The organism is Nonomuraea sp. NPDC050783 (genome assembly GCF_040802095.1).
Lineage (GTDB): Bacteria > Actinomycetota > Actinomycetes > Streptosporangiales > Streptosporangiaceae > Nonomuraea.
Map to the genome: position 1 here is coordinate 337,428 of NZ_JBFAHK010000005.1, position 23,616 is coordinate 361,043.

Here is a 23,616-nt window from a genome sequence, read left to right on the forward strand (position 1 = left end):
TGTGCTCCGGCGTATGTCAACGAAATGGCGCTCCGGTAACCCCTCTGTTTCCTCTCACCTGGCTGCCCTAGATGAAAGTTTCATCAACGTTGAAGGGCATTCGGCGAGCATGCGGGGCGGTGAGCGGCGGCGGACGATCGGCCCTCTGTACACCGCATCGGTGGCGGCTCACGATGGGAGCGCTCCCAGCCACCTAGCAGTACTGGAGATGATCGCTCGTGAGACTCCAACGCGGCCTCCGCAAATGGGCCGTGACCATGACCGCCGCGAGTGTCGCGGCCTTGGGGCTCGTCGTGGGCCAGGGAACGGCCGCGAACGCCGCGGTCGCCTGCGACGTGACCTACTCTGCCAACTCGTGGACGAGCAGCCCTGGTCAGGGCGGTTTCACCGCGAACATCACGCTGAAGAACACCGGTGACCCGATCTCCTCCTGGTCGCTGGCCTTCGACTTCCCGTCCACCGGCCAGAAGTACACCCCGAGCGGCTGGGGCGCGAACTGGAGCCAGAGCGGCACCCGGGTGACCGCCACCAACATGCCCTACAACGGCAGCCTGGCCACCGGCGCCTCCACCAGCATCGGCTTCAACGGCACCTGGTCGGGCACCAACGCGAACCCGGCCTCGTTCAGCGTCAACGGCACCACCTGCGGCGATACCGGCCCGACCACGCCGTCCGTGGTGCTGTCGGCCAGCTCGGTCGCCGTGAACGAGGGCTCGACCGCCACGTTCACCGCCCGGCTGTCGTCCGCGCCCAGCTCGAACGTCACCGTCACCACCGCCCGCACCAGCGGCGACACCGACCTGACCGTCAGCTCCGGCGCCTCGCTGACCTTCACGCCGTCCAACTGGAACACCGCGCAGACCGTCACCCTGGCCGCCGCCCAGGACAGTGACACCACCGCGGGCACGGCCTCCTTCAGCGTCGGCGGCAACGGCGTCACCGGCGCCACCGTGACGGCCACCGAGGTGGACGACGACGCCACGACGAGCCAGTCGATCATCGTCACGCCGACCGCGGTGACGGTGCCCGAGGGCTCCACCGCCGCCTACACCGTGCGCCTGGCCACCCAGCCGTCCGGCAACGTGAGCGTCACCTCGACGGCCGGCAGCGGCGACAGCGACATCACCGTCCAGTCCGGCGGGAGCCTGACCTTCACCTCCGCCAACTGGAACACCGCGCAGACCGTCACCCTGGCCGCCGCCCAGGACAGCGACACCACCGCCGGCAGCCGGACCATCACGGTCGCCTCCACCGGCCTGACCTCCAGGACGGTCACCGCCACCGAGGCCGACGACGACGGCGGGCCCACGCCCGGCCACGTCGCCAACCCGTACGCGGGCGCCACCGGCTACGTGAACCCGAACTGGTCGGCCAAGGCCGCCGCCGAGCCGGGCGGCTCCGCCGTGGCCAACACCTCCACCGCCGTGTGGCTGGACCGCATCGCCGCCATCGCCGGCTCCAGCTCCTCGATGGGCCTGGAGGCGCACCTGGACGAGGCCGTCCGGCAGGACGCCGCCAACGGCTCCGCGCCGCTGACCGTCCAGTTCGTCATCTACGACCTGCCCAACCGGGACTGCTCGGCCCTGGCCTCCAACGGCGAGCTGCTCATCGCCGAGAACGGCCTCAACCGCTACAAGACCGAGTACATCGACCCGATCGCGTCGATCATGAGCAACAGCAAGTACGCCAACCTGCGCATCGTCACGATCATCGAGCCCGACTCGCTGCCGAACCTGGTCACCAACCTCAGCTTCGCCAAGTGCGCCGAGGCCAACTCCACCGGCGCCTACGTGCAGGGCGTCCAGTACGCGCTGAACAAGCTGCACGCCATCCCCAACGTCTACACCTACGTGGACGCCGCCCACCACGCCTGGCTCGGCTGGGACTCGAACTTCGGCCCGTCGGTCAACGTCTTCTACAACACCGTCGCCGGCACCACGGCCGGGGTGGACAGCGTGGACGGCTTCATCGTCAACACCGCCAACTACTCCGCCACCACCGAGCCGTACTTCACCATCAACACCACGGTGAACGGCACCACGGTCCGCCAGTCCAACTGGGTGGACTGGAACTACTACGTGGACGAGCTGACCTTCGCCCAGGCCCTGCGCAGCGCGCTGATCAGCAAGGGCTTCAAGGACGGGCTCGGCATGCTCATCGACACCTCGCGCAACGGCTGGGGCGGCAGCGCCCGGCCGAGCGGGCCGAGCACCTCGAACGACGTCAACCAGTTCGTGAACGGCTCGCGCGTCGACCGCCGCATCCACGCCGGCAACTGGTGCAACCAGAGCGGCGCGGGCCTCGGCGCGCGGCCGACCGCCAACCCGGCCACCGGCCTCGACGCCTACGTGTGGATCAAGCCGCCGGGCGAGTCCGACGGCGCCAGCACCGACATCCCGAACGACGAGGGCAAGAAGTTCGACCGGATGTGCGACCCGACCTACGAGGGCAACGACCTCAACAAGCACAACATGTCGGGCGCGCTGGCCGGTGCGCCGCTGTCCGGCCAGTGGTTCTCCGCGCAGTTCCGTCAGCTCCTGGCCAACGCCTACCCGCCCGTCAGCTGACCCGCGGCTTGGGCCGGAGCGGCACCCCCGCTGCGGCCCGGGCCGGTGCGGGCCGCGCCTGACCCGCGTCCCGCACCGGCCGGAGGGGCCCGCCTGACCCGGGCCCCTCGGCTTCGGAGGGGCCCGCACGCCCGGCGTGCGGGCCCCTTCGCGTCAGCGGTCCCGGCGCCACTCCGACACGACCCGGTCGATGTCGAACGGCATCAGGTTGAGCGGCGGCCCCGGCAGCCCCGTCCTGATCGCCTCCCGGATGCGCTGGTTGATCTCCTCCAGGACGCGCCGCACCTCGGCCTCGGTGCGCGCCCCGCGCGCCTCGCGCAGCGCCTCCTCCGCGTCCTTGCGCAGCGCCAGGGTGGGCGGCAGCGGCATGGACAGCCCCTCGCTCTCCACCTTCTGCTTGATCCACCACATCTCGTCGTACGGTTGGTCCAGCCCCGGCAGCGGCTTGCCCGCGCCCGGCAGGCCGTCGAACTCCCCCCGCTCCTCCGCCTCGCGGATCTGGCGGTCGATCCAGCTCTCGAACGGCATCCCGATCGGCTTGCGGTCGGTCACGCGCCCTCCTTCAGGCCAGGTTGTGGCTGGGCGCGAGAGGGGGCCGCCAGCCCAGCACGGCTTCGGTCATGCGGACGGAGGCGACGGTGGCGGGCACGTCGTGCACCCGCAGGATCCTGGCCCCCTTGAGGATGGAGACGACGTTGGCGGCGATCGTGCCCTCCGTCCGCTCCCCCTGCGGGCGGTCGAGCGTCTCGCCGATGAAGTCCTTGTTGGACAGCGCCACCAGCGTCGGGTAGCCGATCGCGGTGATCTCCTCCAGGCGGCGCGTCAGCTCCAGCGAGTGGAAGGTGTTCTTGTTGAGGTCGTGCCCGGGGTCGATGATGATCTTGTCGGGGGCGATGCCCGCCTCCAGCGCGAACGCCACCCGCTCGCGCAGGAAGCCCGCGACCTCCGCCACGACGTCGGCGTAGCTGGGCCGGAAGACGCGCCGGCCCGGCCCGCCCAGGCTGTGGGTGACCACCACGCTCGCCCCGGTCGCGACGGCGACCTCGGCCAGGCCCGGCTCGCGCAGCCCGTTGGTGTCGTTGATGACGTCGGCGCCCGCCTCGACGGCCGCCCGCGCGACCTCGGGGCGGTGGGTGTCCACCGAGATCACCGCGTCGGTGACGGCCCGGACCTCGGCGATGACCGGCACGACCCGGTCGATCTCCTCCGCCGTCCCGATGCCGGCCTGCGCGGCGCTGAAGGCGAACCCGCCGACGTCCACCCAGTCGGCCCCGTCGTCCACGGCCCGCTTCGCCGCCGCGACCGCGCTGTCCAGCGCGAACGTGCGGCCCTGGTCGTGGAAGGAGTTGGGCGTGCGGTTGACGATGGCCATGACGGCGACCTGGCGCGCGAAGTCGAAGGTGCGCCGCCCGATGCGCCGCACCGGGGCGATGGTCACCGGGGCGATGGTTACCGAGGCGATGGTTACCGGGGCGACGGTCGCGGGGGCAGGCTGCTCGCGGCTCACACGTGCGAGCCTACCCGGCCGCCCGCCGAGCCCCCCATCGGCCCGGGGCGGGCTCAGGCCCATCGGCCCGGACGGGCTCAGGCGTTGAAGTGGCCCGGCGGGTGGCCGTCGGCCGCGACCCGGATGCGCCGCATGTGCCCCCGCGTGGCGGGCCCGGTGCCGCGCGGCAGGCGCATGGTGATGCGGACCGAGGTGCCGAGCGGCCCGGTGCGGAAGTCGACCCTGTCGCACAGGCGGCGGATGAGGTAGATCCCGCGGCCGGTGTAGCTCTGGTCGGAGGGCCGGTGCTCGCCGTCCACGTACCCGTCGGGGATGCCGGTGCCCCGGTCGGTGGTCTCGGAACGGATGACGCCGTCCACCGTCCACAGCCTCAGGTGCCCGTGCCCTCCCGCGTGCTCCACGGCGTTGACCACGCTCTCGTGCACGGCCAGGACGAAGTCGTCCAGGCGCGGGCCGCGCAGCCCGCACCGCTCGGCCTGCTCGGCCACCGTACGCCGCAGCTTCGTGAGGTCGTGGAGCGTGAAGGGCTGGGCCATCAGGGTCCGCATGGCAGGCTCCTCCAACCCGGCCTGGACTCGTTGACGCGCAGCGGGATCCGGCCCGGGTGTGAAGCCGTCGCCGGGGAAGGTGCGATCGATGTGGATGACCTGCAGGAAAGCGGTGCGGGGAGAGTGATCCATTGCGTTTCCTCCGTGCCGGATCGACACCCGGGCCACGCCTCAGGACCTCGCGTACTTCCCACCCTTTCCCGTATGAGGAGGAATTACACTCCGCGTTCTTTTCGGTTCGGGTTACGGTTTCCCGCCTACGCCGGAGGCGAACTCCTTCACGCGGCCGGCGAGGCCGCCGTCGGGGGCGAGCGGCGCGGTGTCCATGCCCGCGCCGTCGTGCAGCCCCTCGAACAGCTCGCGCAGGGCGTCCAGGGACGAGTGCCGCGGCTGCCAGCCCAGCACCTCCCTGGCCCGGTCGGTCCGCATCATCGGCAGGCGCAGGGCCAGTTCGAGCAGCCCGGGCGAGGCGGGCACCAGCCTGAGGCCCCAGGCCGCCGCCACGGCCGCCTTCGCCAGGCCCCGCGGCACCGGCACGGTCCGGGTGCGCAGCAGCCCGGCGAGGTCGCGCGGATCGACCACCGGCTCGGCGGCGACGTTGAACGCGCCGCTGACCTCGCGCACGACGGCCAGGCGGTAGGCCTCGCCCGCGTCCTCGGCGTGCAGCGCCTGAAGGCGCAGCCCGGGGATGTCCGGCACGAACGGGATCCCCCCCGGGCGGATCAGCCGCCGCGGCACCAGCGGCCCGCCGAACAGCCTGCGCTGCTCGCTCGCCGCCACCCGCTGGAAGATGAAGCCCGGCCGCATCCGCACCACCCGGATGCCGGGGTGGTCGTGCTCGAACACGTCGAGCACGCGCTCGACGTAGGCCTTCTCCCGCCCGTAGGCGGCGCCCGGCCAGCCGTGCGTGGGCCAGCTCTCGTCCACCGGCCGGTCCTTCGGCCCCGGCGAGTACGCGCCCACGGACGAGGCGTGCACCAGCGCCTCCACCCCCGCCTCGGCCGCGGCGCGGAAGACCCGCATGCTGCCGAGCACGTTGGCCCGCCAGGTCGTCGCCGGGTCCCTGGTCGGCTGGAACAGCCAGGCCAGGTGCACGACGGCGTCCGCGCCGTCGAAGATCGGCGCGAGGTCCGCGGCGGCCACGTCGGCCTGGCGCCACTCGGTGCGCTCGGCACGCCAGCCGGGCAGGCGGCGCGCGACCCCGACGATCGAGGTGATGCTCTCGTCCGCGCTCAGCGCGCGTACCACGCTGGTGCCGACGTTACCGGTGGCTCCCACGACGACGACTCTCATGGAGCGACCGCTGCCCGTTGCCCGGGCGGCGAAACGCCCGCCGGGAGCGTGGAGCACCGGGCGGTGGGGCCGGTGTGACGAACGGGTCACCAGCCGTGGAAGACACTTTACACGGGGAGTGTTCAATGAGTAACTATTGGTGATGTCCAGTTGACCTAAGGAGTCGCGCGCATGCCGATGGGCTTCACTCAGCACTCCCTGGGTTCACGCATCGACCAGCACCTGAGCGGGTTCCTCGACACCTGGCGGGCCCCCGTGTCCGACCCCGACGTCGAGGCCGCCTACAAGGTGCTCAACGAGTTCGTCCTCGGCGGCGGCAAGCGCATCAGGCCCCAGCTGTGCTACTGGGGCTGGCGCGGTGCGGGCGGCGACGACTGCGAGGAGATCATCAAGGCCGCGGCGGCGCTGGAGCTGTGCCACGCGGGCCTGCTCATCCACGACGACATCATGGACGGCAGCGAGCTGCGCCGCGGCCGGTCCACCGTGCACAAGAGCCTGGAGCGGCTGTACGGGGGGCCCGGCTCGCAGGTCTTCGGCCAGGCCGGCGGCATCCTGCTGGGCACGCTGTGCCTGGCCTGGTCCGACGCCATGTTGTCGTCGTGCGGAGTGGACCCGCCGCGGCTGCGGGCCGCCCACCACGTCTTCGACGCCATGCGCACCGAGGTGATCAGCGGCCAGTACCTCGACATGCTCGCCCAGCTGCGTGCCGGCGCGAGCGTGGACGAGGCGCTGACGGTCATCCGCTACAAGACCGCCAAGTACACCGTGGAGCGGCCGTTGCAGATCGGCGGCGCGCTGGCGGGGGGCGGTCCCGGCCTGCTGGAGTCCTACTCGCGGTTCGGCGTGCCGCTGGGCGAGGCGTTCCAGCTCCGCGACGACGTGCTGGGCACGTTCGGCACCGTCGCGGAGACCGGCAAGTCGGCACTCGACGACCTGCGCGAGGGCAAGCACACCGTGCTGTTCGCGCACGCCCTGCGCCGGGCCTCGCCCGCGCAGCTTGAGCACCTGCGGCGCTGGCACGGCGATCCGGAGCTGAGCGAGGAGCGCGCCGCCGAGCTGCGGCAGATCCTGCTCGACACCGGGGCGGTCGCCGAGGTCGAGGAAATGATCGAACACCGGGTGCGCGAGGCCGTCACGGCGCTGGCCGAGGCCCGCATCAGGCCCGAGGCGGCGGGCGCGCTGGCCCTGCTCGCCGACCGGCTCGCGCACCGCACCAGGTAGGGGGGCTTCTTCCCGATGGCACGGGTACTTCTCGCGGCGCCGCGCGGCTACTGCGCGGGCGTCGATCGCGCGATCATCACGGTGGAGCAGGCGCTGGAGCGCTTCGGCCCGCCGGTCTACGTACGCAAGCAGATCGTCCACAACACGTCCGTGGTCGGCGAGCTGAGCCGGCGCGGCGCGGTCTTCGTCGAGGAGCTCGACGAGGTGCCCGACGGCGCGCTGGTGATCTTCAGCGCGCACGGGGTGGCGCCGGCGGTCAGGGCGGAGGCGGCGCGGCGCGGGCTGCGGACCATCGACGCGACCTGCCCGCTGGTCACCAAGGTCCACAGGGAGGCCGTCCGGCTGGCGGCCGACGGCCACGAGATCGTGCTCATCGGCCACGCCGAGCACGAGGAGGTCGAGGGCACCGTCGGCGAGGCGCCCGGCCACATCCACGTCGTGGACCCGGCCCGGCCCGAGGAGGTGACCGCGACCGGCACCGGCCGGATGAGCTGGCTGTCGCAGACCACGCTGTCGGTGGACGAGACCATGCGCGCGGTCGCCGAGCTGCGCGAGCGCTTCCCGCACCTGGCCGATCCGCCGAGCGACGACATCTGCTACGCCAGCCAGAACCGCCAGGAGGCGGTCGCCAGGATCGCGCCGGAGTGCGAGCTGGTCCTCGTCGTCGGCTCGGCCAACTCCTCCAACTCCCAGCGGCTGGTGGAGGTGGCGCTGGAGGCGGGGGCGCGGGCCGCCTACCTGATCGACCGGGCCGCCGACGCCGACGAGGAGTGGCTGCGCGGCGTGGAGACCGTCGGCGTCACCTCCGGCGCCTCCGCGCCGGAGCGGCTGGTCCGCGACCTGCTGGACTGGCTGGCCGCCCGCGGCTGTCCCGACGTCGAGCCGGTGACCCTCACCGAGGAGACCCTGACCTTCTCCCTTCCCCCCGAACTACGACCGTCCCGCAATCCCGGCTAGGCCCAGCACGGAACAGGCAGGTACACGATGACAGAGACCACCCACGGCACCACCGACGAAAACGGCAACGGCATCGGCAACGGCCACGGGCAGCTCAGCCTCAGCACCGAAGCCGCCAAGCAGCTCTCGACCACCACCAAGACGCCGCCGCAGATGCAGGAGATCACCTCGCGGTGGCTGCTGAAGCTGCTGCCGTGGGTGCAGTGCTCGGGCGGCGTGTTCCGGGTGAACCGGCGGCTCACCTACACCCTCGGCGACGGCCGCATCACCTTCAGCACCACCGGCTCGGAGGTACGCGTCATCCCGGCCGAGCTGACCGAGCTGCCGGTGCTGCGCGGCTTCGACGACATGGAGGTGCTGGAGGCGCTGGCCGGCCGCTTCACCCAGCGGGAGGTGGCGGCCGGCGAGGAGATCGTCCGCGAGGGCGACCAGGGCGACCGGCTCGTCCTCATCGCGCACGGCCGCGTGGCCAAGGTGAGCCAGGGCGCGTACGGCGACGAGCAGGACCTCGGCGTGCTGGCCGACGGCGACCACCTCGGCGAGCAGGCGCTCATCGACGGCGCCACGTTCGCCTTCAGCGCCCGCGCCAAGACGGTCACCACCCTGCTGACGCTGTCCCGGCAGGACTTCCAGGACATCGTCGAGCAGTCGCCCGCGTTGCGCGAGCACCTGGACAGCCGCATCAGCAGCGGCGGGCGGGCCCAGAACGACCACGGCGAGGCCGCCATCGAGATGGCCTCCGGCCACACCGGCGAGCCCACGCTGCCCGGCACGTTCGTCGACTACGAGGTGAGCCCGCGCGAGTACGAGCTGAGCGTCGCCCAGACCATCCTGCGCGTCCACAGCCGGGTCTCCGACCTCTACAACCAGCCGATGAGCCAGCTCGAACAGCAGCTCCGCCTCACGATCGAGGCTCTGCGCGAGCGCCAGGAGCACGAGCTGGTCAACAACAAGGAGTTCGGCCTGCTGCACAACGCCGACTTCAGCCAGCGCATCCGCACCCGTTCCGGCCCGCCCACCCCCGACGACCTCGACGACCTGCTGGCCGTCGTGTGGAAGGAGCCGACGTTCTTCCTGGCCCACCCGCAGGCCATCGCCGCCTTCGGCAGGGAGTGCAGCAAGCGTGGCGTCTACCCGCAGGCCGGTGACGTCGGCGGGCACCGGGTGCCGTCCTGGCGAGGAGTGCCGATCTTCCCCTGCAACAAGATCCCGGTCTCGGGCACCCGCACGACGTCCTTCCTGCTCATGCGGACCGGCCAGGAGAACCAGGGCGTGGTGGGCCTGCACCAGACCGGCATCCCTGACGAGTACCAGCCCAGCCTGTCGGTGCGCTTCATGAACATCAACGAGAAGGCCGTCGTGTCCTACCTGGTCAGCGCCTACTACTCGGCCGCGGTCCTGGTGCCCGACGCGCTCGGCGTGCTGGAGGACGTGGAGCTCGGCAGGAACGACTAGCGCTGAACTGTCTCGTCCGTCGGGGGAAATGGTGGTGTTTGCGAAAGTGACGGGGTCGGACCAGAGGCTCAGCCTCGACACCCAGGCGGCGCGCGGGCTCGCCACGACGACCAAGACGCCTCCGCAGGCGCGGGAGATCACCCCGCGCTGGCTGTTGCGGATGTTGCCGTGGACCGACGTGGCGGCCGGCACGTTCCGGGTGAACCGGCGGCTCACCTACCCGGTCGGGGGCGGCCGGGTGAGCTTCTTCCACACCGGGGCCCGGCTCGGGGTGATCCCGCCGTCCCTGACGGAGCTGCCCCTGCTGCACGGGATGGCCGGCGGCGAGGCGCTGGAGAGCCTCGCGCGGTCGTTCCGGCAGCGGGAGTACGGCCCCGGCGACACGCTCGCGCGGGCCGGCCGCCCGGCGGACGAGATCCTGCTGATCGCGCGTGGCAAGGTCAACCGGTTCCAGCCCGGCGCGTACGGCGCCCGCCTGGAGCGCGGCACGCTCGCCGACGGCGACCACGCCGGGGCCGGCCTGCCGGGCGCGGCCTGGGAGTTCACCCTGGAGACCGGCACCGCCTGCACGGTGCTGGCCCTGCCGTGGGAGGACCTGCACGCCCTGGCCGCGCGCCGGCCGGAGCTGCGCGCCCAGATCGAGCGCCACCGCGCCCGGCTGGCCCGGCCCCAGAACAGACACGGCGAGGCGGCGATCGTCACGGCCGCCGGGCACCGGGGCGAGCCCACGCTGCCCGGCACGTTCGCCGACTACGACCCGGGGCCGCGCGAGTACCCGATGAGCCTGTCGCAGACCGTGCTGCGCGTCCACACCCGGGTCGCCGACCTCTACAACCAGCCAATGGACCAGACCGCGGAGCAGCTCAGGCTGACGGTCGAGGCGCTGCGCGAGGCGCAGGAGCACGCGCTGCTCAACGACCGCGGCTTCGGCCTGCTGCACAACGTCGATCCCCGGCAGCGCGTCCACCCCCGCACCGGCCCGCCCGGCCCCGACGACCTCGACGAGCTGCTGTGCCGCAGGAAGAAGTCCCGCTTCTTCCTGGCGCATCCGCGGGCTGTCGCCGCCTTCCACCGGCAGTGCAGCGCCCGCGGCGTCTGCCCCGACAGCGTCGAGCTGCACGGCTCGCGGCTGACCGCCTGGCGGGGCGTGCCCATCCTGCCCTGCGACAAGATCCCGGTCACCCGGCAGGGCACCAGCACGATCCTCGTCCTGCGCACCGGCGAGGACGACCAGGGCGTGGTCGGGCTGCGCCCGGCCACCGTGCCGGACGAGCGCGAGCCGGGGCTGAGCGTGCGCTTCACCGGCATCGACCCGCACGGCATCGCCTCCTACCTGGTCAGCGCCTACTACTCGTGCGCGGTCCTGGTGCCCGACGCGCTCGGCGCGCTGGAGCACGCCGAGGTGGCCCGCTGAACGTCCTCCCTCCCGAAGGAGCCTCGATGAGCCAGCCGTTCGAGCTGCCGGACTTCTACGTGCCGTATCCGGCCCGGCTCAACCCGCACCTGGAAGTGGCGCGCACGCACTCCAAGCAGTGGGCGCGCGACATGGGCATGCTGGAGGGCTCGGGCGTCTGGGGGGAGGCCGACCTCGACGCCCACGACTACTCGCTGATGTGCGCCTACACCCATCCCGACTGCGACGCCGACGAGCTGTGCCTGATCACCGACTGGTACGTGTGGGTCTTCTTCTTCGACGACCACTTCCTGGAGGTCTACAAGCGCCCCCGCGACCTGGAAGGCAGCCGGGGCTACCTCGCCCGGCTGCCCGCCTTCATGCCGATGGGCGCCGACCTGTCGATGCCGGAGCCGGCGAACCCGGTGGAGGCGGGCCTGGCCGACCTGTGGGCGCGTACGGTGCCGGGCATGTCGGCGAGCTGGCGCGAGCGGTTCGCCGAGAGCACCCGCAACCTGCTCAACGAGTCGCTGTGGGAGCTGGCCAACATGAACACCGGCCGGATCGCCAACCCGGTCGAGTACATCGAGATGCGCCGCAAGGTCGGCGGCGCGCCCTGGTCGGCGGGGCTGGTGGAGCACGCCGTAGGGGCCGAGGTGCCGGCCGCGCTGGCCCCGACCCGGCCGATGCGGGTGCTAAAGGACACCTTCTCCGACGCCGTCCACCTGCGTAACGACCTGTTCTCCTACCAGCGGGAGTTCGGCGACGAGGGCGAGCTGAGCAACGGGGTGCTGGTGCTGGAGACGTTCCTCGGCTGCACCACGCAGGAGGCCGCGGACGCGGTCAACGACCTGCTGACCTCGCGGTTGCAGCAGTTCGAGCACACGGCGGTCTTCGAGCTGGGGCCGCTGTTCGCCGAGCACGGCACCGACCCGGTGTCGGCGGCCGGGGTGCTGGCCTACGTCAAGGGGTTGCAGGACTGGCAGTCGGGCGGGCACGAGTGGCACCTGCGCTCCAGCCGGTACATGAACCAGCGGGCCGGGGAGAGCCGGCCGCTCGGCATGTCGTCCCTGGTCAACCTGCTGGGCGCCAAGCGGATCAGGAGCTTCGCGCACGTGCCGTACCAGCGGGTCGGCCCGTCCCGGATCCCCGACCTGTACATGCCCTTCCCGCTGCGGCTCTCGCCGCACCTCGACGAGGCCCGCCGCCGCCTGGTGGAGTGGTGCCGGGAGATGGGCATGCTGGAGGCCCAGCCGGGGGTGGCGGGGTCGGCGGTGTGGGACGAGGGCAAGCTGATCGACATCGACCTGCCGCTGTGCGCGGCCGGGCTGCATCCCGACGCCACCCCGGAGGAGCTGGACCTGGCCTCGTTCTGGCTGGCCTGGGGCACCTACGGCGACGACTACTTCCCCGTCGTCTTCCGCCGCACCTCGAACCTGGCCGCCGCCAGGATCGCCGTGGCCCGCTTCTCGGCGTTCATGCCGCTCGACGGCACGCCCCCGCCGCCGCCCGTCAGCTCGCTGGAGCGCGGGCTGGCCGACGTCTGGGTCCGTACGGCGGGGCCCATGTCCCTCAGGCAGCGGCGCGAGCTGCGCGGGGCGGTCGAGAAGATGTGCGAGGGGTGGCTGTGGGAGCTGGCCGGCGAGATGGCCGGCCACATCCCCGACCCCGTGGACTACCTGGAGATGCGCCGGCTGACCTTCGGCTCGGAGCTGACGATGAACCTGTCGCGGCTGCGGCAGGAGAAGGGCGTCCCGGACGAGGTGTACGCCAGCGGCCCGATGCAGGCGCTGCAGAACGCCACGATGGACGCGGGCTGCCTGGTCAACGACATCTTCTCCTACCAGAAGGAGATCGAGTTCGAGGGCGAGCGGCACAACGGCATCCTGGTCGTCCAGAACTTCTTCGGCTGCGACTACCCGGCCGCGCTCGGCATCGTCAGCGACCTGATGGCCTCGCGGGTCAGGCAGTTCGAGCACATCGTGGACAACGAGCTGCCGATCGTCTGCGCGGACTTCGGCCTGGACGGCGAGGCCCGCGCGAGCCTCGACGGCTTCGTGACCGGGCTGCGCGACTGGCTGGCGGGCGTGCTCAACTGGCACCGCCACTGCTCCCGCTACGACGAGGAGAGCCTGCGCCGCCACCACCGGCCGCCGCGCCTCAGGCTCGGCGGCCCGACCGGGCTCGGCACCTCGGCCGCGACCGCCTTCATCACGTCGCCGGGCAGGTGAGAGCGCGCCTCAGATGGGCAGCTCATGGACGCGGGGCTCGTGGTACCAGCCCACCAGCCGCAGCAGCCGGCGCTGGTACGCCGTGAGGTTGTGCAGCCTGATCCAGCGCTGCGCGGGAGGCAGCGCGGGCAGCGCCAGCACGCGCAGCCCCGAGACGTCGACGAAGGTCAGCCCGCCGGTGTCGACGACGATGTACGCGCCCTGGCGGGCCGCCGCCAGGGCGATCGCCAGGGCGTGGCTGTTGCAGGCGTCGACCTGGCCGATCAGCGTGACGGCGGGCGCGTCGACCGCCGCGCGCACCGTGACCTTGAGTTGCTCGTCCTGGTAGAGCAGCCGCTCTTCGAGACGGTTCACGCTCTTCGCACCCCCTACACACAGGTCCCCCGGGGGTTGTGGCCGCGAGCCGGATCGCCGCTGGCCAGAACCAAGGTTACACGAAGTATGTTTCACTATGTAATTTTCGCTGGAAAATGACCGAATTAGTGGAAAATTTGAAGGGTCGTCCGTGGCGACCCTTCTGTTCATGATCCGGCGGTTCCGGTCGCTCGTGCGGGGCGGGGTTGGCCGCCCATTCTGTCCGTTTTGCCGTGGATCTTCCCAGCCCGGAAATATCACGACTCGTCTGCTTATGCCGGAAGACTTGCCGCGCCATTCGTAGGTAGAAATGCCGCACAGCAGACAACGCTCGCAATCAACCCACTCCGGGGTGGTGAACACGCATGAACGGGAGAAGCGCACGAGCACTCGCGGCGGCGGCATGCGGTCTCACGTATGCCATCACAGCGGTGTTCCCGACGGCGCCCGCGCTGGCCGCGTACAGGGCCCGGTCGGCCACCGGCGTCATCGCGCTGCGCGCGGCGCTGGAAATGGTCGGCATGCCGTACTCGTGGGGCGGCGGCGGGATCGGCGGGCCCGGTTACGGCATCGGGAAAGGCGCCGGGACGAGGGGCTTCGACTGCTCGGGGCTCACCGAGTACGCCTACGCGCGGGCGGGGGCGTACATCGGGACCACGACGCAGGAGCAGTGGCGCTCCGGGATCCGGCTGCCGAAGGAGCTCGTCGAGCCGGGCGACCTGGTCTTCTACGACAACGACCGCAGCAGTCCCGGGCCGGAGCACGTCGGGATCGCGGTCGACGCGGAGACGATGGTGAACGCGCCGTACACGGGCGCGTTCGTACGACTGGACCGGCTCGGCCGGGCCGACCTCCTGGGAGTCGTACGGCCGGGAGTCGGCCGCGCAGCGGAAGGGCGAGGATGAAGGGGGAGAAACAGGAAAATGAGCCATGCGGCCCCTGACCGGCCCCTCGCGAAAGGACCGGCCCGGGACCGCACAGCACCCGAACGGTTTCGGTGACCTCAAGGGCTCTTCGTGGTCTCGCGAGCTCCCACGTCGAGCCCTGGTCGCTCACCTAGGCACCAGGAAGGCGACTGGCCAGGCGGCTCCGCGCGCGAGGCGCGCGGTAGCCGCGATCAACCCTCCTGCCTACGCCGTGCTCAGCTGAGGTCGGAGCCGGCGTTGTCGATGTCGGTGCCCTTGTTGTGGTCGCCGACCTCGGGCTGGTTGTTGTTCAGCAGGTCGAGCTCGACCTCGTCGGCGATCTGGATGATGTTGACGTCGATGCTCTCGAGCGAGTCGTTCAGCCAGTCGTTCAGCAGGTCGTCGATGATCTGCCACTGGCTCAGGACAGCCTGCCCGCCGTTGTGCGGGTTGGGGCCGACGTCGGCAGAGGCGCCGGAGGCGGAGAAGCCGAGGGCGACGGCCGCGATCGCTGCACCGGCCAGGATACGACGGATCATGATTGCTTTCCTCCATGGATCGGCGCGGAATTCCCGACGCCATAGTCGTTTGTGCAGGGCTGTGAGGTGCCGCAAATAACAATCGCGGCAGGCAGCGAAATCCGCAACTCACAAAGCCCTCATCGAGGTCAAGGAGCCACCTCGATTTCTTGGTATTGCGTTTTCATGCTCATCGGCCGGGTGCGGCATATACCGCGCGGCTCCGGGCCGCCGAACACCATTTGTTTTAGCCGTCGGCGAGAATGACGCGGCTGACATTCACCTCGCTATTAAGGATGATCGCCCGAAACTTGAGATTCCGTCCGGCCGCCGGACGCGGCTCCTCCGGCCGCCCGCTCCGCCCGTGCAGGTGGGCTGGAGCCGGCCCTCGCCGGGCTCAGCCCGCGGGGTGCGGCGGCCGGGTACGGCCCAGGCGTCATCCCGGCAACCGCTCGAAAATAGTCAAATACGGTGTAAATCACCGAAGAACCGGCAGTCTTCTCCTCCTGCGAATTACCCCGCAGAGGTCGGCAGGCGTGGCAGGATGGCTACGAGCTGAAAGCGCGGCGAAGTGCCGTTTGAGGAGCATAGATGCGGGGTGCTCACAATATGGGTGACATGACCGAAATTCCGGATCGTGACTCCCTGCAATCCGGGCCGACCGCGCTCCGCATCCTCGTCGGCGCCCAGTTGCGCCGGTTCCGCGAGGCCGCCGACGTCAGCCGCGAGTCCGCCGCCTACGCCATCCGCGGGTCGCAGTCGAAGATCAGCCGGATGGAGTCCGGCCGCACCAGCTTCAAGCCGCGCGACGTGGCCGACCTGCTCACCTTGTACGGCGTGCGCGACCAGCCCGAGCGCGACAGCCTCCTCGCGCTGGTCGCGCAGGCCAACGCGCCCGGCTGGTGGCAGGACTACCGCGACGTCCTTCCCGACTGGTTCGAGCCCTACCTGGGCCTGGAGCAGGACGCCGCGCTCATCCGCACGTACGGGGTGCAGTTCGTCCCCGCCCTGCTCCAGACCGAGCACTACGCCCGCGAGCTGATCGCCCGCAACCACCCGGCCGAGCCCGCCGGGCGCGTCGAGCGCCTGGTCGCGGTGCGGCTGCGCCGGCGGCGCGTGCTGGACCCGCCCGCGCCGCGCAAGCTCTGGGCGGTGCTGGACGAGGGGGCGCTGCGCCGCCGGGTCGGCGACGAGCAGGTCATGCGCGCGCAGATCGAGCACCTGGCGCGCATGGCGGAGCGGCCGCACGTCACGTTGCAGGTGTTCCCGTTCGCGTCCGGGGCCGCGCTCGGCGGCATCGGCCCCGTCACCCTGCTGCGCTTCGCCCAGGAGGAGCTGGACGACGTGGTCTACCTCGAACACCTCACCGGCGCCCACTACCTCACCAAGGAGTCCGAGGTGCGCCACTACCGGCACCTGCTGAACGAGCTGGGCGTGCACGCCCCGCCCCCGGCCGAGACGCCGGCGATCCTGCGGGAGATCCTCGCCGCCCTCTGAGCGGCCGGCACCGGCCGGGGGGCCGGGCGCTCAAGGGGACGGGGCGAGGAGCGGTCAAGGGGACGGGGGGGAGAGGTCAGGGCTTGCGGGCCACCCCGCACAGCGCGTCCACCTCGTGCGGCGTGGCCAGCGGGTCGGGGTCGGGCCGCCACAGCGGGATCGACACCAGGCCGGGCTCGACCAGCTCCAGCCCGTCGAAGAAGCGGGCGAACTCCGCGCGGGTGCGCAGGTGGTACGGCGCCCCCGGCCCCTCGTTGTGCTGTTCCTGCGCCCGCTCCAGGGCCTCGCCGGTGACGACGTTGACGCCGTCCCACATGGCGAGGTAGCTGCCGGAGGGCAGGGCGTCCATCAGCCGCGCCACGATCGTGTACGCGCCCTGCTCCTCGCTCACGTACCCCGTGATGCCCATGAGCATGAGCGCGACCGGCCGGGTGAGGTCCAGGGTGCGGCCCGCGGCGGCGATGATCTTCTCCGGCTCGCGCAGGTCGGCGTCCACGTAGTCGGTCGCGCCCTCGGCGGTGCCGACCAGGAGGGCGCGGGCGTGGGCGAGGACCAGCGGGTCGTTGTCCACGTACACCACCCGGCAGGACGGGTCGGCGCGCTGCGCGACCTCGTGCGTGTTGTCCACGGTCGGCAGGCCGGTGCCGACGTCGAGGAACTGGCGCACGCCGGCCTCGGTGACCAGGTGACGCACGATGCGGGCGAGCAGGTGCCGGGACAGCTTCGCAATTTCCACAATATCGGGAAATGCCGCACTGAACTGGTCACCGGCTTCCCGGTCCACGTCGTAATGGTCCTTGCCGCCGAGCCAGTAATTCCACATCCGGGCGGCATGCGGGACGCTGGTGTCGATCCGGGGCGAGAGAGCCTCTCCGGGGAGAGAGTGTTCGCCGGCCATGGGGCTTCTCCTGAGATGTCGGATCCGCGGATTATTCAACCTAGCGTTCCGACTTTCGGGGTTCCAGGCTCCGGAGCCGAATTATCGATCTTCGTCGCCGCCGAGCCGGTCGAGGGCGGCCGACAGGCGCAGCACGGCCTCCAGGCAGCGCTCGGCCTCCTCCCGGCCCAGCTCCGCCACGAGCCGGTCGGCGAAGGCCCGGTGCCCCGGATTGATCAGCGCGATCGCCTCCCGCCCGGCCGCCGTCGGCTGGAGCAGCTTGGCCCTGCGGTGCGCCGGGTTCGGCCGGTATTCGGCCAGCCCCCGCTCCACCAGCAGGTCGGCGACGCGCTGCACGCCCTGCCTGGTCATCCCCATCACCCGGGCGACGCCGGAGACCGGCAGCGGCTCGCCCAGCACCGCGCCGAGCACCTGCCACCAGGCCGCCGTCATGCCCGCCGGCCGCGCCAGCCCCTCCGCGACCTGCAGGAACTGCCCGTTGAGCCGGAAGGCACCGAGCGCCAGCCCGGACAGCAGCCGCGAGCTGTCGCCCGCGCCGCCGTACGTGCCGCCGTACGTGCCGCCGCCCGCGCTGTCGCCCGCGCCGCCCGGGTCTTCCGCGCCGCCGGGGTCGCGCGTGTGCGAGCCGCCGCTCATGCCGACATCAGGACCCCGTACGCCGCGGCGTCGCTGTGGGCGAACAGCCGGAACCAGGCGTCCAGGACCTCGGGCCGGTGGCTGTCGAGGCGGCGGAAGATCTCCCTGGCGAAGGCCACCGGCTCGGTCGGCCCGGCGGTGACGAGGTCGCCGTCGAGCACCGCGTCGCGGTCGAGGTAGCGCTCCGACCCGGCGTACCCCTGCTGGGCCTCCAGGTATTCGCGGGCGGCGCTGGTGTGGGCGCGCCCGTCCAGCAGGCCCTCCCTGGCGAGCCCGGCCGTGGCGCCGCAGATGGCGGCCACCGGCACGCCGGCCGCCAGGAACTCCCCGGCCTTGCGGGCGAACGGCGCCAGCTCGTCGCCGGCGTCCCACAGCTCGGCGCCCGGCAGGATCAGCAGCGCGCTGTCGCGCGGGGAGAGCCGGTCGAGCGCGAGGTCGGGGACGATCCGCGTGCCGCCCATGGTGACGACGGGATCGGTGGTGAGGCCGACGGTGACGATCTCGTAGCCGCCGGGCTCGCGCTGATGAGCGCCGCTGCGCAGGTGGGCGGTGGCGTGCCCGGTCTCCCAGTCGGCGAGTGTGTCGTAGACGGCGTGGTGAACGATTCCCTTCATGACAACATACTGTCATTTCGACAGCACATTGTCAATCACATACCGTGCGAGGATAGGCACATGGCAGAGATCGTCGGCGGTGGACGTCCGGTCAACGACGCCGAGCGGCGCGTCATCGCATACCTGCGCGACCACGCGCCCGCCGACTGGCTGCTGCTGCACAACATCGAGGTCCCGCGCGGCCACGACGTCTTCGAGGTCGACCTGCTCGTGCTGACCGGCCACTCGCTCGTGGTCGTCGACGTCAAGGGCACCCGCGGGCGCATCGAGGTGTCCGGCACGCGCTGGTTCCCCTCGCGCAAGGAGGCGTTCGGCTCGCCGGTGGCCAAGCTGCGGGGCACGGCCAAGGCGCTGAAGGGCCTGCTGGTGTCCAGGGCCACCCAGCTCGAACGGGTCTACGTCGACAGCCTGGTCGTGCTCACCTCTCCCGACGCCGAGCTGGTCGATCCGGCCGGGCGCGACGCGGTCAACGTCACGACCCTGCCCGGGCTGGTGGCCACGCTGGGTGACGCCTCGCGGGTGCGGCGCGGTTGCAGCCCCAACGTGCGGCCCTACATGGCGGCCGTGCTCGACGCCCTCAACCAGACCGTCCGGCGCAGCACGGCGCCGCCCCGCTTCGGCAACTGGGAGGTCGAGGAGCAGCTCGGCGGCGACACCAAGGTCACCGAATACCGCGCGTTCAACGTCACGCTGCCGGGCAGCGAGACCGTGCTGCTGCGGGTCTACCAGGCCGACCCGCTGGCCGACGCCGAGGCGCGGGCGGCCGAGCGCCAGCGCATCGCCAACGCCTACCAGACGCTGGCCCGCATCCCGCCGCACCCGTGCGTGGTGCGCTCGCGCGACTTCTTCGCCATCGACGACGAGAGCCGCTTCGTGCTGGTGCTCGACGACGTCCACGGCCAGACGCTGCACCTGTCGCTCGGCCGGGGCGCGCGCATGGGCGTGATCCAGGACCTGCTGCGCGGCCTCGCGCACGCCCACGCCCACGGCGTCGTGCACCGCGCGCTCACCCCCGCCAGCGTGCTGGTCACCGACGACGGGCACGCCGTGCTGACCGGCTTCGACTACGCCAAGCCCGGCCCGCGCAACTACACGGTGGCCCACGAGCTGGGCAACGTGCTCGACGCCCACTACGTCTCCCCGGAGTGCCAGGAGCGGCCCGACCGGATGACCACGGCCTCCGACGTCTACTCGGCCGGGGTGATCGCCTACCAGCTCCTGTCCGGCGAGCTGCCCACCAGCGCCGACGCCCAAGGCCCCGACGTGCCCGAGATCGTGCGCCGGATGCTCGACCACTCCCCCGCCAAGCGGCCCTCGGCGGCCGAGGCGCTCCAGGCGCTCACCGCCCCGCCGCCGCCCCAGCGCTCGCGGCTGGGCCGCCTGGTCCGCCGCATCGTGTCCCGTCCCTGACGCCCGGGAGGGGCTCAGGGCTGCGGGGTGATGGTGTCCAGGATGTCGATGACGTACAACCGGGGCTCCTCCCCCGGGGCCGGCACCGCCAGGCGGACGCCGACGTGCTGCCCGGTCAGCGCGTCCAGCCAGGCCGGCGGCACCGTCCCCGGGCGCAGCGTGAACGCGGCCGGCCCGCCCCGCCGGTAGGAGGAGTCCACGACCGCCCGCGACGGCCAGGAGGCGGTCACGTACTGGAGGATGACCTTGGCGCCGGCCACGACCTCCCGCCCGGAGCCGTCGATGAGGACGCGGGGCGGGTCGGCGGGCGTCAGGTCGCCCGGCACCACCGGCAGGGTGCGGCCGACCAGCCGCGCGTCGGGCGGGTAACCGCCCAGGATGTCGAAGACGACGACGAGCGTGTCCGCGGGCGGCACCGCGCCCTGCGGCAGGTTGGGGCCCAGCGCGTCGGCGGCCGGGCCGACCAGCATGACCCGGCTGCCCGCCGGATGGCCGATGAGCGAGCGCCGCCAGGTCTCCGACACCTGCCGGCCGTCGAAGACGACGGTGGTGGGCTGGTTGGCGTCGAAGGTGCTCATGTAGGGCCGGTTGCCGGTCCAGCAGCGGATGTCCACGTCGGCGAGCACGACGTCACCCGGCAGGGTACGCCGCCCGCTGCCCGTGGACAGCACGGTGATGCGCGGCGTGCGGCCGGGCTTGCCCGCGGGGATGGCGACGACCGGCTTGCTGCCGAACGTGCCGCTCACCACGGGCTGCGTGCCCTCCTCGCCGTTACGGGGGGAGGCGGGGCCGCACGAGGTGGCGAGCATCAGGATGGCGGGCCAGAACAGGCGCACGGTCTTCCTCCAGGACACCGGAAATCCGAAGGGGTTATTTGCCGCAACGCGCAAAAGGAAAGCCTGCGCTCTGTCCATGACCCGACAAAGGCGCGGGAGGATGGAGGCCGTGAGCAAGCCCAACCTCGCGCGCAGGGTCGCCGACGCGGCCCAGATCGCGCTGACCACCCGCAAGTACGTGACGTTCATCGACGTGGTCACGGGGCTGCGCTGGCTGCACTCGCGGCACGTGGACCTCTGGCGGCAGGGCCGGGCGGCCACGCTGGCCGAGCTGGCGGCGGTCGACGAGGACCGCCTGGCCACCACGGCCGCCCTGCTGAAGGACTGGGCGCTGGCCAGGGGGCTCAAGCCGGTGGAGACGCCGTACGTGGCCGGCACCCGCGACCGCCGCGAGCTGCGCTTCACCGCGCGTCACCCGCAGGAGCCCTTCCGCGTCCACTGGATCTCGCCGGAGCTGAGCGAGGCCCGGGTACGCCGGCTCACCGAGCGGCAGAGCAAGGCGCCCGACCTGACGGTGGTGGCCCCGTTGCAGCCCTGGACCTGCGCCGACTGCGGTGACACCGGCCCCTACCTGATCATGGAGGATGACCGGCCGCACTGCCTGACCTGCGCGGACCTCGACCACCTGGCCTTCCTGCCGTCCGGGAACGCGGCGCTCAGCCGCCGGGCCAAGCAGGAGAGCCGGCTGGCGGCCGTGGTGGTGCGCTTCAACCGGCGGCGCAAGGTCTACCAGCGCGTCGGCCTGCTGGTCGAGCAGGCCGCGCTGGAGGCGGCCGAGGAGCGGTGCCTGGCCGACGAGGAGGCGCGCGAGCGCCGCCGCGAGCGTGACCGGGTGCGGCGGGCCGAGCAGGACGTGGACTTCCAGGCCCGCATGGCGGCCGAGATCGCCCGGCTGTTCCCCGGCTGCCCGCCGGAGCGGGCGCGGGAGATCGCCGAGCACGCCGGGCAGCGCGGCAGCGGCCGCGTGGGCCGGACGGCGGCGGCCAGGGCGCTCGACGAGAACGCGATCACCCTGGCCGTGGTCGCCTCGATCCGCCACCTCGACACCGACTACGACAGCCTGCTGATGTCCGGGGTGCCGCGGATGGCCGCCCGCGAGATGATCAAGGAGCGCATCGAGCACAAGCTCGCGGAGTTCCGCGCACCCGCCCGGGACGCGAGCCCGGCTTGAGGCCGAGGAGCCCGCTCAGGTCACCGCCAGGCGCCGGGTGTAGCGCTCGTCGCGCCACAGCTCCTTGTCCAGCACCTCGCGCAGGGTGGCGGCGGCGTCCCAGACGTCCACGTAGCGGATGTAGAGCGGCGCGAAGCCGAACCTGAGGATGTCCGGCGCGCGGAAGTCGCCGTGCACGCCCCGGTCGATCAGCGCCCGCATCACCGGGTAGCCGTCGGGGTGGCGCAGGCTCACCTGGCTGCCGCGCGCCTCGGGGTCGGCGGGCGAGGCCGGCTCCAGCAGGTCGCCGACCAGGTCCAGGAAGAGCGAGGTCAGCGCCATGCTCTTGGCCCGCACCTGGTCCATCGGCACCCGCTCCCACATCTCCAGCGCCGCGTCCAGGGCCGCGAACGACAACACGTGCGGGGTGCTGATCGCGAAGCGCCTGATGCCCTCGGCGGGCCGGTAGTCCGCCTCGAAGGCGAACGGCGCGGCGTGCCCGTGCCAGCCCTGCAACACGTTCTCGGCGGTGGCGTGGTGGCGCGGGTTGACGTAGAGGAACGCGGGCGCGCCGGGCCCGGCGTTGAGGTACTTGTAGGTGCAGCCGACCGCGAAGTCCGCCGCCGAGACGTCCACCGGCATGGCTCCCACGCTGTGGCACAGGTCCCACACCATGAGCGCGCCGGCCTCGTGCGCGCGGGCGGTGACGGCCGGCACGTCGTGGCGGGCGCCGGTCCGGTAGTCCACCTCCGACAGCAGCACCACGGCCGCGTCGTCGAAGCGGCCCTCGGCGGCGTCGCGGATCTCGTAGGCACCGGTCCCGTCGCCGCCGAGCAGCCGGGCCAGGCCCTGGACGACGTAGTGGTCGGTGGGGAAGTTGCGCACGTCGGAGACGATCACCCGGCGGCCGGGGCGCAGCCGCAGCGCGGCGGCCACCGCCTGGTAGATCGCGATCGAGGTGGTGTTGCCCACGACGACCTGGCCGGGGCCCGCGCCGATCAGGGGGGCCAGGCGGTCGCCGAGGGCCAGCGGCTGCTCGTACCAGCCGGCGTGGTTCCACCCGCCGACGAGCTGCCCGCCCCACTCGTCCTCGACGGCCTGGCGTACCCGCTCGGCGGCGCGCCTGGGCAGCGCGCCGAGCGAGTTGCCGACGAGGTAGACGACGCCTTTCGGCAGCACGAACTCGGCGCGGAACGCGCCCAGCGGGTCAGCGGCGTCGAGGGCCAGGCAGCGTTCCCGGTCCATCACCCGATCACTCCTGTCAAGGCAAAACGGTGGTCATCACACGGTTTACCCGATTTTGCTGCTGACGGGCGCCACCGTTTTTGTCACAAATGATGATGTTGTACGCCTGGACAGGCCGGGAACGCCCGCCGATGCTGAGGGCGACGCCCTGATCCCCTTCCCGTTGGAGACCTCCATGACCACCAGCGCCTGGATCCGCCGTGCCGCCGCCTGCGCCCTGCTCCTCGCCCTGGGCTCCGTCCCGGCGCCCTCCGCCCTGGCCGGCGACGGGGGGTCCGTCAACGCCGCGACCGTGGTCCGCACGCCGCAGCTCATGATCCTCGCCGACGGCGACTCGGGCACCAAGCGCCCCCTGTGACGCCGGTCCGGCCGGGGCGGGCC

The 23,616-nt window shown here is 72.0% G+C and carries 22 protein-coding genes; 11 read left to right on the forward strand and 11 right to left on the reverse strand.

Features of this window, described 5'->3' with window-relative positions; translation table 11 throughout:
* The first annotated feature begins 257 nt into the window (after positions 1-257).
* Positions 258-2,567, forward strand: coding sequence for a glycoside hydrolase family 6 protein (locus AB0H75_RS16130; RefSeq protein WP_367797137.1), 2,310 nt, complete (start codon positions 258-260; stop codon positions 2,565-2,567).
* A 153-nt stretch (positions 2,568-2,720) separates the two neighbouring features.
* On the opposite strand, the gene AB0H75_RS16135 is transcribed toward AB0H75_RS16130, so the two are convergent.
* The 4 genes from AB0H75_RS16135 to AB0H75_RS16150 all read right to left on the reverse strand — a co-directional run bounded on the left by AB0H75_RS16135 (position 2,721) and on the right by AB0H75_RS16150 (position 5,900).
* The gene (locus tag AB0H75_RS16135; protein WP_367796632.1) at positions 2,721-3,119 is read right to left on the reverse strand and encodes a DUF1992 domain-containing protein; all 399 of its coding nucleotides are present in this window, start codon (positions 3,117-3,119) and stop codon (positions 2,721-2,723) included.
* Between the two features lie 10 nt (positions 3,120-3,129).
* Positions 3,130-4,074: a dihydropteroate synthase gene (gene folP / locus AB0H75_RS16140; protein ID WP_367796634.1), complete on the reverse strand. Its 945-nt coding sequence runs from the start codon at positions 4,072-4,074 to the stop codon at positions 3,130-3,132.
* Positions 4,075-4,151: 77 nt separating this feature from the next.
* Positions 4,152-4,622 carry an ATP-binding protein gene (locus AB0H75_RS16145; protein ID WP_367796636.1) on the reverse strand — a complete coding sequence of 157 codons (471 nt, stop codon included), beginning with the start codon at positions 4,620-4,622 and terminating at the stop codon, positions 4,152-4,154.
* Positions 4,623-4,865: 243 nt separating this feature from the next.
* The gene (locus AB0H75_RS16150; protein WP_367796638.1) at positions 4,866-5,900 is read right to left on the reverse strand and encodes an NAD-dependent epimerase/dehydratase family protein; all 1,035 of its coding nucleotides are present in this window, start codon (positions 5,898-5,900) and stop codon (positions 4,866-4,868) included.
* 186 nt (positions 5,901-6,086) lie between these two features.
* Between AB0H75_RS16150 and AB0H75_RS16155 the strand changes: the two genes are divergently transcribed.
* From AB0H75_RS16155 to AB0H75_RS16175, 5 genes are read left to right on the forward strand one after another with little or no spacing between them, the layout of a single operon-like run.
* Complete coding sequence (locus tag AB0H75_RS16155) at positions 6,087-7,136, forward strand: polyprenyl synthetase family protein (RefSeq protein ID WP_367796640.1); 1,050 nt, start codon at positions 6,087-6,089, stop codon at positions 7,134-7,136.
* Positions 7,137-7,151: 15 nt separating this feature from the next.
* Positions 7,152-8,093 (forward strand): 4-hydroxy-3-methylbut-2-enyl diphosphate reductase, encoded by a 942-nt coding sequence (locus AB0H75_RS16160; RefSeq protein WP_367796642.1) that lies wholly within the window; start codon positions 7,152-7,154, stop codon positions 8,091-8,093.
* A 27-nt stretch (positions 8,094-8,120) separates the two neighbouring features.
* The gene (locus tag AB0H75_RS16165; protein WP_367796644.1) at positions 8,121-9,548 is read left to right on the forward strand and encodes a family 2B encapsulin nanocompartment shell protein; all 1,428 of its coding nucleotides are present in this window, start codon (positions 8,121-8,123) and stop codon (positions 9,546-9,548) included.
* Positions 9,549-9,594: 46 nt separating this feature from the next.
* Positions 9,595-10,962, forward strand: a complete 1,368-nt coding sequence (locus AB0H75_RS16170; protein ID WP_367796646.1) for a family 2B encapsulin nanocompartment shell protein — start codon at positions 9,595-9,597, stop codon at positions 10,960-10,962.
* Positions 10,963-10,988: 26 nt separating this feature from the next.
* Positions 10,989-13,172, forward strand: a complete 2,184-nt coding sequence (locus tag AB0H75_RS16175) for a germacradienol/geosmin synthase (protein ID WP_367796648.1) — start codon at positions 10,989-10,991, stop codon at positions 13,170-13,172.
* A gap of 9 nt (positions 13,173-13,181) precedes the next feature.
* Here AB0H75_RS16175 and AB0H75_RS16180 read toward each other — a convergent pair whose 3' ends face one another.
* Positions 13,182-13,526 carry an STAS domain-containing protein gene (locus AB0H75_RS16180; RefSeq protein ID WP_367796650.1) on the reverse strand — a complete coding sequence of 115 codons (345 nt, stop codon included), beginning with the start codon at positions 13,524-13,526 and terminating at the stop codon, positions 13,182-13,184.
* 431 nt (positions 13,527-13,957) lie between these two features.
* On the opposite strand from AB0H75_RS16180, the gene AB0H75_RS16185 reads away from it, so the two are divergent.
* Positions 13,958-14,431 carry a C40 family peptidase gene (locus tag AB0H75_RS16185; protein ID WP_367796652.1) on the forward strand — a complete coding sequence of 158 codons (474 nt, stop codon included), beginning with the start codon at positions 13,958-13,960 and terminating at the stop codon, positions 14,429-14,431.
* 236 nt (positions 14,432-14,667) lie between these two features.
* Here AB0H75_RS16185 and AB0H75_RS16190 read toward each other — a convergent pair whose 3' ends face one another.
* Entirely contained in the window at positions 14,668-14,970 is a 303-nt protein-coding gene (locus tag AB0H75_RS16190) for a hypothetical protein (RefSeq protein WP_367796654.1), read from the reverse strand.
* A 597-nt stretch (positions 14,971-15,567) separates the two neighbouring features.
* Between AB0H75_RS16190 and AB0H75_RS16195 the strand changes: the two genes are divergently transcribed.
* A complete protein-coding gene (locus AB0H75_RS16195) occupies positions 15,568-16,446 on the forward strand; it encodes a helix-turn-helix domain-containing protein (protein ID WP_367796656.1) in 879 nt (292 codons plus the stop codon).
* Between the two features lie 76 nt (positions 16,447-16,522).
* On the opposite strand, the gene AB0H75_RS16200 is transcribed toward AB0H75_RS16195, so the two are convergent.
* From AB0H75_RS16200 to AB0H75_RS16210, 3 genes are all read right to left on the reverse strand, one after another.
* Positions 16,523-17,344 carry an SAM-dependent methyltransferase gene (locus tag AB0H75_RS16200; protein WP_367796658.1) on the reverse strand — a complete coding sequence of 274 codons (822 nt, stop codon included), beginning with the start codon at positions 17,342-17,344 and terminating at the stop codon, positions 16,523-16,525.
* A gap of 81 nt (positions 17,345-17,425) precedes the next feature.
* Entirely contained in the window at positions 17,426-17,980 is a 555-nt protein-coding gene (locus AB0H75_RS16205) for a MarR family winged helix-turn-helix transcriptional regulator (RefSeq protein ID WP_367796660.1), read from the reverse strand.
* Positions 17,977-18,594: a DJ-1/PfpI family protein gene (locus AB0H75_RS16210; protein WP_367796662.1), complete on the reverse strand. Its 618-nt coding sequence runs from the start codon at positions 18,592-18,594 to the stop codon at positions 17,977-17,979. Before AB0H75_RS16210 ends, AB0H75_RS16205 begins: the two co-directional genes overlap by 4 nt.
* 60 nt (positions 18,595-18,654) lie before the next feature.
* Between AB0H75_RS16210 and AB0H75_RS16215 the strand changes: the two genes are divergently transcribed.
* On the forward strand, positions 18,655-20,004 hold the full coding sequence (locus AB0H75_RS16215) for an NERD domain-containing protein (protein WP_367796664.1): 1,350 nt from the start codon (positions 18,655-18,657) through the stop codon (positions 20,002-20,004).
* 14 nt (positions 20,005-20,018) lie between these two features.
* Here AB0H75_RS16215 and AB0H75_RS16220 read toward each other — a convergent pair whose 3' ends face one another.
* Positions 20,019-20,858, reverse strand: a complete 840-nt coding sequence (locus tag AB0H75_RS16220; RefSeq protein ID WP_367796666.1) for an FKBP-type peptidyl-prolyl cis-trans isomerase — start codon at positions 20,856-20,858, stop codon at positions 20,019-20,021.
* Between the two features lie 82 nt (positions 20,859-20,940).
* On the opposite strand from AB0H75_RS16220, the gene AB0H75_RS16225 reads away from it, so the two are divergent.
* Positions 20,941-22,011, forward strand: coding sequence for a DUF2293 domain-containing protein (locus AB0H75_RS16225; RefSeq protein WP_367796668.1), 1,071 nt, complete (start codon positions 20,941-20,943; stop codon positions 22,009-22,011).
* A gap of 15 nt (positions 22,012-22,026) precedes the next feature.
* Here AB0H75_RS16225 and kynU read toward each other — a convergent pair whose 3' ends face one another.
* Positions 22,027-23,235: a kynureninase gene (gene kynU, locus AB0H75_RS16230; protein WP_367796670.1), complete on the reverse strand. Its 1,209-nt coding sequence runs from the start codon at positions 23,233-23,235 to the stop codon at positions 22,027-22,029.
* Between the two features lie 175 nt (positions 23,236-23,410).
* Between kynU and AB0H75_RS16235 the strand changes: the two genes are divergently transcribed.
* A complete protein-coding gene (locus tag AB0H75_RS16235) occupies positions 23,411-23,593 on the forward strand; it encodes a hypothetical protein (protein ID WP_367796672.1) in 183 nt (60 codons plus the stop codon).
* Positions 23,594-23,616: the final 23 nt, after the last annotated feature.

Bases quoted from the DNA above. Each gene is read 5' to 3' on its own strand.
- AB0H75_RS16130 (WP_367797137.1), top strand. From the start codon at position 258: ATGACCGCCGCGAGTGTCGCGGCCTTGGGGCTCGTCGTGGGCCAGGGA.
- AB0H75_RS16145 (WP_367796636.1), bottom strand. From the start codon at position 4,622: ATGCGGACCCTGATGGCCCAGCCCTTCACGCTCCACGACCTCACGAAG.
- AB0H75_RS16155 (WP_367796640.1), top strand. From the start codon at position 6,087: ATGCCGATGGGCTTCACTCAGCACTCCCTGGGTTCACGCATCGACCAG.
- AB0H75_RS16160 (WP_367796642.1), top strand. From the start codon at position 7,152: ATGGCACGGGTACTTCTCGCGGCGCCGCGCGGCTACTGCGCGGGCGTC.
- AB0H75_RS16165 (WP_367796644.1), top strand. From the start codon at position 8,121: ATGACAGAGACCACCCACGGCACCACCGACGAAAACGGCAACGGCATC.
- AB0H75_RS16175 (WP_367796648.1), top strand. From the start codon at position 10,989: ATGAGCCAGCCGTTCGAGCTGCCGGACTTCTACGTGCCGTATCCGGCC.
- AB0H75_RS16190 (WP_367796654.1), bottom strand. From the start codon at position 14,970: ATGATCCGTCGTATCCTGGCCGGTGCAGCGATCGCGGCCGTCGCCCTC.
- AB0H75_RS16195 (WP_367796656.1), top strand. From the start codon at position 15,568: ATGACCGAAATTCCGGATCGTGACTCCCTGCAATCCGGGCCGACCGCG.
- AB0H75_RS16200 (WP_367796658.1), bottom strand. From the start codon at position 17,344: ATGGCCGGCGAACACTCTCTCCCCGGAGAGGCTCTCTCGCCCCGGATC.
- AB0H75_RS16205 (WP_367796660.1), bottom strand. From the start codon at position 17,980: ATGAGCGGCGGCTCGCACACGCGCGACCCCGGCGGCGCGGAAGACCCG.
- AB0H75_RS16210 (WP_367796662.1), bottom strand. From the start codon at position 18,594: ATGAAGGGAATCGTTCACCACGCCGTCTACGACACACTCGCCGACTGG.
- AB0H75_RS16215 (WP_367796664.1), top strand. From the start codon at position 18,655: ATGGCAGAGATCGTCGGCGGTGGACGTCCGGTCAACGACGCCGAGCGG.
- AB0H75_RS16225 (WP_367796668.1), top strand. From the start codon at position 20,941: ATGGAGGCCGTGAGCAAGCCCAACCTCGCGCGCAGGGTCGCCGACGCG.
- kynU (WP_367796670.1), bottom strand. From the start codon at position 23,235: ATGGACCGGGAACGCTGCCTGGCCCTCGACGCCGCTGACCCGCTGGGC.
- AB0H75_RS16235 (WP_367796672.1), top strand. From the start codon at position 23,411: ATGACCACCAGCGCCTGGATCCGCCGTGCCGCCGCCTGCGCCCTGCTC.